Here is a 6,937-nt window from a genome sequence, read left to right as displayed (position 1 = left end):
CCCCCCGCCCCCCCCCCCTCATTCACAAGGTGGAGACGGCATGCGACATGATCTGGTGACAGCGCATCAAACGAGTGCTCTTCCAATCTGCAATCGCGCGCGGTTGCGCCGGCCGCGGCCCGCATCGCAGCCGAGCCGGCGGCGGCGACCTTGCAGCCGATGAAGAGCCGTATGACCGAGGAGGCGCTCATGGACGAGATCCGCGACATGAAGCAGTGGATCATGCGCATGTCGAAGCAGCAGCAGCTGGCGGCCAGGCCGGAAGCGCTGCAGGCGCTCCACGACCGATTGACGGCCCAGGAGGTCGGCGAACCGTGGAGCGAACGGCTTCTCGAAGCGGTGGAAGCCGAACTGGCGGCGACGGACGCGGCCGATTCCGCAATCGGCGGCGGCTCCGATCGCGACGCCGTATGGGGGATCGCGGAACGCACGCTGCTGGCGTGGCTGAGCGGCTTCGAGGAAGGCCGGATCGGGAGCGAGACGAGAGTCGTGCACTTCGTCGGACCGACGGGCGTCGGCAAGACGACGTCGATCGCGAAGCTGGCCGCCGAGCAAACGCTGAAGGCCGGCCGGAAAGTCGGCTTTATCACGTCCGATACGTACCGCATCGCCGCCGTCGATCAGCTGCGCACGTACGCGACCATTCTGAACGTGCCGCTCGAAGTCGTCTTTTCCCCGGCCGAAGTGACGCGCGCGTTCCAAGCGCTGGAGGACCGCGAGCTCATCTTCATGGATACGGCCGGCCGGAATTTCCGCAACGAGCTTTACGTCTCGGAGGTGAACAGCCTGCTTCAGCCGGGCAGCCGGTCGGAGACGTTCCTCGTGCTCAGCTTGACGGGCAAGTCGAGCGATATGTCCGCGGTCGCGGCCAATTTCGCCAGATTCGGCGTAACGCGGGTGCTGTACACGAAGCAGGACGAGACGAATGCCGTCGGCGCCGTGCTGAATCTGGCGCTCGAGCATGGGCTGAAGCCGACATACATCGCGTACGGCCAGACGGTCCCGGACGACATCGCGCCCTTCCGGGCTTCCGACTATGTCAAGCAGCTGCTGGGGGCGCCGCATGAATGACCAGGCAGAGGCGCTCCGGCATATGGTGCGCAACCAGGAGCTGCGGCAGGAGGGCCGAACGACGCGCATCGTCGCGGTGACGAGCGGAAAAGGCGGCGTGGGCAAATCGAATTTCAGCCTGAACTTCGCGCTCGCCTTGTCGCGGATCGGCAAAAAAGTGCTGATCTTCGACGCCGACATCGGCATGGCGAACATCGACGTGCTTATGGGCATTTCGTCGACGTACAGCCTCTACCATCTGCTGAAGCAAGAGAAGACCATCTGGGAGATTATCCAGGAGGGACCGCAAGGCGTCCATTTCATCGCGGGCGGCTCCGGGTTCGCGGATCTGCTGGATCTGTCGCCGGCGCAGCTCGATTACTTCGCGCAGCAGATCGGACGGCTGCACGGGCAGTACGACGTGATCCTATTCGATACCGGAGCGGGACTGTCCAAAGAAACCGTCAAGTTCATCGCCGCCGCGCAGGAGACGATCGTCGTGACGACGCCGGAGCCGACGTCCATCACGGACGCTTACGCCCTCATCAAAATGGTGACGGCCATGGAGCACCAAGTCTCGTTCAAGCTTGTCGTCAACCGGGCGTCGGACGCAAAGGAAGGCAGCGCGACGGCCGACAAGATCGGGCTCGTGGCCAAGCGCTTCCTCGGCATCGACGTTCCGGTGCTCGGCATGCTGCCGGATGATGCCAACGTCACGAAAGCCGTCAAGAAGCAGATTCCGTTCGCCGTCGCGTTTCCCGGCACGGACGCGGCCCGCGCCATCGCCGAAATCGCCGGCCGGTTCGCGGAGGTTCCCGCCGCGCAGGGGTCCGCGAGCAGCGGCGTCAAAGGTTTCCTGCTGCGCATGTTCAAACGATCTTAACCTACCTTGGAGGAAATGGAGGCTCGCCAATGGCTGCGACTTCTCGCGTGCTCGTCGTCGACGACTCCGCCTTTATGCGACAAATTATTTGCGATCTGATCGGGAGCGATCCCCGGTTCGCGATCGCCGGCACGGCGAACGACGGCCGCGACGCGATCGAAGCCGTGCGCCGGCTTAAGCCGGACATCGTCACGATGGATTTGGAGATGCCGGTCATGAACGGCTTGGAAGCGGTGGAACGCATCATGCGCGTGCATCCCGTTCCGATCGTCATGATGTCCAGCGTCAGCGACGACGGCACGCGGGAGACGATCAAGGCGCTGCAGAACGGCGCGTTCGATTTCATCCGCAAGCCGTCCGGCCCGCTGTCGCCGGACATCCGGCGCGTCGGCGAGCAACTGCTGGAGAAGCTGCGCATCGCCGCCATCACGAGGCGCCATTCGAAATGGTACGCGGCGGACCGGCCGGGCGACGGAGCCCGGAGCGCGCCGAAGCAGCCGGGCTTCAGCCCGCCGCGGCCGCAGGCAGCGTCGAAGCCTGACGAGGGCATTCCCGCCGCCATAGGCAGAAAGCCCGCCCATGCCGCGAAAACCGAGCCCGCAGGCGACGAGCATGCGGCGCGCCATACCGTGACCGAACCGGCTGCCGAAGCGGTCAAGACGCATCCCGCCGCCGGCGAGACGCCGGAACAGGCAAGGCGTAAGCCTCAGCCGACCGAGGCGTTCCGGCATCTCGTCGCGATCGGCACGTCGACGGGCGGCCCCCGGGCGCTTCACGAGGTCATCTCGGCGCTGCCGGAGGATTTCCCGGCGCCCGTGCTCGTCGTGCAGCATATGCCGCCCAAATTCACCCGGTCGCTCGCGCAGCGGTTGGACGCCTTCAGCGCCTTGCACGTCCGGGAGGCCGCGCAGGGCGAACGGATCTGCGCCGGCGTGGTCTACATCGCGCCCGGCGGGCATCATCTGACGCTGGCGAAGGACGGCGGCGGCTATCGCGTCTTGCTGACCGACGACGCGCCGCGCGGCGGTCATCGCCCGTCCGTCGACGCACTGTTCGAATCGTGCGCGCGCTTCCCCGAGCTGAAGCGGCATGCCGTGCTCATGACGGGCATGGGCACCGACGGGGCGAAGGGCATGCAGCATCTGAACGAAAGCGGCGCGGAGACGGCGATCGCGGAATCCGAAGAATCCTGCGTCGTGTACGGCATGCCCCGCGCGGCCGTGGAAGCCGGTGCCGCGAAGGACGTGCTTCCGCTGAAGGACATCGCGCCGACGCTCGTGCGCGCCGTACGGCGCTAGACCGGATTTTCGTGTGGCAACTATTCATTCAGGAGGTGCAAGGACATGGACATGAACGCCTACTTATCGATGTTTATAGACGAATCGAACGATCACCTGCAGTCGCTTAACGAAAATCTGCTGAAGCTGGAAGGCGCGCCCGACGACATCGGGATCGTTCAGATCATCTTCCGTTCCGCGCACACGCTCAAAGGGATGTCGGCGACGATGGGCTACGAAGACCTCGCCTCGCTTACCCACGAGATGGAGAACGTGCTCGATCTCGTGCGCAACCGCAAGCTCGCGATGGACGATTTTATTTTCGATACCTTGTTCAAGGGCTTGGACGCGTTGGAGTCGATGGTGCAAGACATCACGGGCGGGGGCACCGGCAAGGCGGACGTCACGTCCATCGTGGCGTCGCTGCAGGCGATCGTGAAGGGCGATTACAAGACGGGCGGCGCGGCGTCCTCGCAGGCAGGCGCGGGAATGGCGGACGAAGGCGGCGCGCTGGACCAATTCCAAAGCTCCATCCTGCTGCAGTCGATTGAAGCGGGCATGTCGGTCTACCACGTCGCGGTGACGGTTCGCGAGGATTGCGTGCTCAAGGCGGCGCGCGCCTACATGGTGTTCAATTTTCTGGAACAGAACGGCGAAATCGTGAAGTCGGCGCCGAGCGTGCAGGACATCGAGCAGGAGAAGTTCGACCGGACCTTCACGGTGTTCACGATCGCGAGCCTTCCGGAGGAGGAGCTCCGCAAAGGGATCGAAGCGGTATCGGAGATCGAAAGCGCCGCGATCACGCAGCTGGATCAAGAATCGCTGCGGCAGCTCGGCGGCGCTTCCGTGCAAGGCGCTCCGACGGCTTCCGCGTCCATCGCGCAGGAAGCGGTCGCCGCGGCGATCGCCCAGACCGCCGCGCCCGCGGCTCCGGCTGCGCCGGCCGCTCCGCGTGCTGCCGCGCCGGCGGCAGCCGCCGGCGGCACCGTCGGAAAGACGATCCGCGTGGACATCGAACGCCTCGACTCGTTGATGAACCTCTTCAGCGAGCTGCTGATCGACCGCGTCCGCCTCGAGCAGCTGGCGAGCGAAATCCGCCGCAACGAACTGACCGAAACCGTCGAGCATATGTCCCGCGTCAGCAGCGATTTGCAGAACATCGTCCTGAAGCTGCGGATGGTGCCCGTGGAGTCGGTCTTTAACCGGTTCCCCCGCATGGTGCGCGACTTGGCCAAGTCGCTCGACAAGAAGGTCGAACTGGTCGTGAGCGGCGCGGACACGGAGCTCGACCGGACCGTCATCGACGAGATCGGCGACCCGCTCGTCCATCTGCTGCGCAACTCCCTCGACCACGGCATCGAATCGATCGCGGACCGCGTCGCCGCCGGCAAGCCCGAGACGGGCACCGTTCATCTGCGCGCGTACCACAGCGGCAACCACGTCTTCATAGAGGTCGAAGAAGACGGCCGCGGCATCAACGCGGAGAAGGTCAAACAGACCGCGATCAAGAACGGCGTCGTCGACGCCGAAGCGGCGAAGCGGCTGACCGAGAGCGAGATCAACATGCTGATCTTCGCCGCGGGCTTCAGCACCGCGGACAAAATCTCGGACATTTCCGGCCGCGGCGTCGGGCTGGACGTCGTGAAGTCGAAGATCGAATCGCTCGGCGGGTATGTGAGCGTGGAGTCGGCGCAGGGCCGGGGCACGAAATTTTCGATCCAGCTGCCGCTCACGCTGTCGATTATTTCCGCGATGCTCGTGAAGCTGGGCACCGAGAAATACGCCATTCCGCTCTCGTCGATCGTCGAGACCGCCATCGTGCCGCGGGAGCAGATCCGCAAAATTCACGGCAATCGGATGATCGACTACCGGGGCTCGGTCATTCCGCTCATCTCGCTCGCGCAGGTGCTGGATTGCCGCTCGTTCCCCGAAGAGGACGAGCAGGAGACGGAGGTTATCGTCATCCGCAAGGGGAATAAGGTCGGCGCGGTGACCGTGGACGAATTCATCGGGCAGAGCGAAATCGTGCTCAAGACGCTCGGCGGCTATCTGACCAACATCGAGGCGATATCCGGCGCGACGATCTTGGGCGACGGCCAAGTCGCGCTGATCGTGGATCCGAACGCGCTCATCAAATAAAGGAGGGGTTACGTATGGGGGAAGAAGTGAAAGTGATCGTGTTTGGATTGGCGAATGAGGAATACGGCATCGAAGTGGAGAAAGTGCGCACGATCGAGCGGATGCTGCCGATCACGCGCGTGCCCAAAACGTTCGCGTTCGTCAAAGGCGTCATCAACCTGCGGGGCGTCGTCATTCCCGTCATCGACCTGCGCGGCCGGTTCGGCCTGGAAGAGACGGAGCCGACGGAAAGCTCGCGGATCATCATCGTGGCGGTGAACGAGCTCGAGGTGGGGTTCATCGTCGATGCCGCGAACGACGTCATCGATATCGATGCCGACACGATCGACACGCCTCCCGAGGTCGTCGGCGGCGTCAAGGCGAAGTATTTGCGCGGCGTGGCGAAGGTCGGCGACGACCGGCTGCTCATCATGCTCAACCTGGCGGAAGTGCTGAACAAGAGCGAGATCATCCAGCTCGAGCAGCAAGAGGCGTAACGCGTGAATCCGTTAAACCGCCTGGAAGCGTTCAAGCTCGACGTGCTGAAGGAAGTGGGCAACATCGGCGCGGGCAACGCCGCGACCGCGCTGTCCCGCCTGCTGGACAAGCCCGTCGACATGATGGTCCCGACCGTCAGCTTAAGCCCGTTCGAGCAAATCGCCGATAAGGTCGGCGGGTTCGAGCAAGTGGTCATCGCCGTATTCTTGCGCGTGGAGGGCGACGCGCCGGGCAACATGTTTTTCCTGATCGACGAGGAATCCGCCAAGAAGCTGCTTCGCAATCTGCTCGCCATCGACGTGCAGGACGAAGGGTATTCGGAGATGGAATTTTCCGCGCTGAGCGAAATCGGCAATATTTTGGCCGGGTCGTACCTGTCGTCGCTCGCGGATTTCACGCACTTGTACTTGTCGCCGACCGTCCCCGCGATCGCGGTCGACATGGCCGGCGCGATTCTCAGTTACGGCCTTGTGCAATACGGGGACATGGGCGACTCCGCGCTTCTCATCGATACGACCTTCTTGGAAGGCAAGGAAGCGCTCGCGGGCCATTTCTTCCTCATTCCGGATCCGGAGTCGTTCGAGCGGATTTTCAACGCCTTGGGAGTGCCGACCGAATGATCCGCGAGAACGTCGTGAAAGTCGGCATGGCGGATTTGAAAGTCGCGGCCGGCGGCGCCGTGCTGAAGACGACCGGTCTCGGTTCGTGCGTCGGCCTGACCTTGTACGACGAACGCGCCAAGATCGCCGGGATGGCGCACGTCATGCTGCCGACTTCCGAGATCGCGCGGGAAGCACCGATCAACGTCGCCAAATACGCGGATACGTCGATTCCCCGTCTGATCGAGCTGATGCGGACGGAAGGGGCCGTGGCGCGGAGGTTCGTGGCCAAGATGGCCGGCGGCGCCCAGATGTTCGCGTTCCATGCAAGCAGCGACGCCATGCGGATCGGTCCGCGGAACGTGGAATCCTGCAGGCTGATGCTGGAGCGCTTCGACATTCCGCTGCTGTCGGAGGATACGGGGGCGAATTACGGACGGACGATCGAGTTCAACAGCCTGAACGGCATGTTGACCATACGCAGCGTTCAGCAAGGAGTAAAGGAGATTTAG

7 protein-coding genes are annotated in these 6,937 nt (G+C 63.7%); all 7 read left to right on the top strand.

Features of this window, described 5'->3' with window-relative positions:
• The first annotated feature begins 159 nt into the window (after positions 1 to 159).
• Genes I8J29_RS20680 through I8J29_RS20650 form a run of 7 tightly spaced genes read left to right on the top strand, consistent with a single transcriptional unit; the run spans position 160 to position 6,937 of the window.
• Positions 160 to 1,071 carry a flagellar biosynthesis protein FlhF gene (locus tag I8J29_RS20680; protein WP_208849389.1) on the top strand — a complete coding sequence of 304 codons (912 nt, stop codon included), beginning with the start codon at positions 160 to 162 and terminating at the stop codon, positions 1,069 to 1,071.
• On the top strand, positions 1,064 to 1,933 hold the full coding sequence (locus I8J29_RS20675; RefSeq protein WP_208849388.1) for a MinD/ParA family protein: 870 nt from the start codon (positions 1,064 to 1,066) through the stop codon (positions 1,931 to 1,933). The genes I8J29_RS20680 and I8J29_RS20675 overlap by 8 nt, the downstream gene beginning before the upstream one ends.
• A 29-nt stretch (positions 1,934 to 1,962) precedes the next feature.
• Positions 1,963 to 3,231, top strand: a complete 1,269-nt coding sequence (locus I8J29_RS20670; protein WP_208849387.1) for a protein-glutamate methylesterase/protein-glutamine glutaminase — start codon at positions 1,963 to 1,965, stop codon at positions 3,229 to 3,231.
• A gap of 45 nt (positions 3,232 to 3,276) precedes the next feature.
• A complete protein-coding gene (locus tag I8J29_RS20665; RefSeq protein ID WP_208849386.1) occupies positions 3,277 to 5,349 on the top strand; it encodes a chemotaxis protein CheA in 2,073 nt (690 codons plus the stop codon).
• A 14-nt stretch (positions 5,350 to 5,363) separates the two neighbouring features.
• Positions 5,364 to 5,825 (top strand): chemotaxis protein CheW, encoded by a 462-nt coding sequence (locus I8J29_RS20660; protein ID WP_208849385.1) that lies wholly within the window; start codon positions 5,364 to 5,366, stop codon positions 5,823 to 5,825.
• A 3-nt stretch (positions 5,826 to 5,828) separates the two neighbouring features.
• Entirely contained in the window at positions 5,829 to 6,446 is a 618-nt protein-coding gene (locus tag I8J29_RS20655; RefSeq protein WP_208849384.1) for a chemotaxis protein CheC, read from the top strand.
• The gene (locus I8J29_RS20650; RefSeq protein ID WP_208849383.1) at positions 6,443 to 6,937 is read left to right on the top strand and encodes a chemotaxis protein CheD; all 495 of its coding nucleotides are present in this window, start codon (positions 6,443 to 6,445) and stop codon (positions 6,935 to 6,937) included. Before I8J29_RS20655 ends, I8J29_RS20650 begins: the two co-directional genes overlap by 4 nt.

This window comes from Paenibacillus artemisiicola (assembly GCF_017652985.1).
In the GTDB taxonomy this organism is placed as follows: Bacteria; Bacillota; Bacilli; order Paenibacillales; family Paenibacillaceae; genus Paenibacillus_Z; species Paenibacillus_Z artemisiicola.
Note: the sequence above shows the minus strand (reverse complement) of the source record. Positions and strands in the feature narration are given on the sequence as shown.